The organism is Ruminococcus sp. CAG:379 (assembly GCF_000434255.1).
Classification (GTDB): Bacteria; Bacillota; Clostridia; order Oscillospirales; family Ruminococcaceae; genus Ruminococcus_F; species Ruminococcus_F champanellensis.
The window spans coordinates 1-578 of record NZ_FR894786.1 but is presented as its reverse complement, the minus strand read 5'-3'; the positions used below and the strand labels follow the sequence as shown (position 1 = coordinate 578).

Genomic DNA, 578 nt, shown 5'->3' with positions numbered 1-578 from the left:
GAAGTACCGCAGGATCGTGACGGCAGTTTTGAGCCCAAGGTCGTAAAGAAGCGTCAGAAGGATATCTCAGGCATTGAGCAAAAGATAATATCACTGTATGCTAAAGGCATGACCACACGCCAGATAAGCGAAACTATCGAGGATATCTACGGCTTTGAAGTCAGCGACGGTATGGTATCAGATATCACAGACCGCCTTCTCCCGCAGATAGAGGACTGGCAGAAACGTCCATTGGACGAAGTATATCCGATAGTATTCATCGATGCAGTACACTTCTCAGTACGCGATAACGGACAAATCAGGAAGCTTGCCGCATATGTGATACTGGCTGTCAGCATGACAGGTCACAAGGAAGTTCTTTCAATACATATCGGTGAAAACGAGAGTGCCAAGTACTGGCTCGGCGTTCTGAACGAGCTGAAAAATCGCGGAGTCAAGGATGTTCTTGTCATCTGCGCAGACGGTCTCACAGGCATGAAGGAAGCCGTATCAGCAGCCTTTCCGCAAACTGAGCTTCAGCGCTGTATCGTTCATCAAGTAAGAAATACGCTGAAATACGTCGGAGAGAAAAACAAGAA

At 47.4% G+C, this 578-nt stretch carries 1 protein-coding gene; it reads left to right on the top strand.

Annotation, left to right across the window (positions count from 1 at the left end):
* The coding region (locus tag QVO51_RS00005; protein ID WP_288167630.1) for an IS256 family transposase at nucleotides 1–578 on the top strand (578 nt) is incomplete at both ends.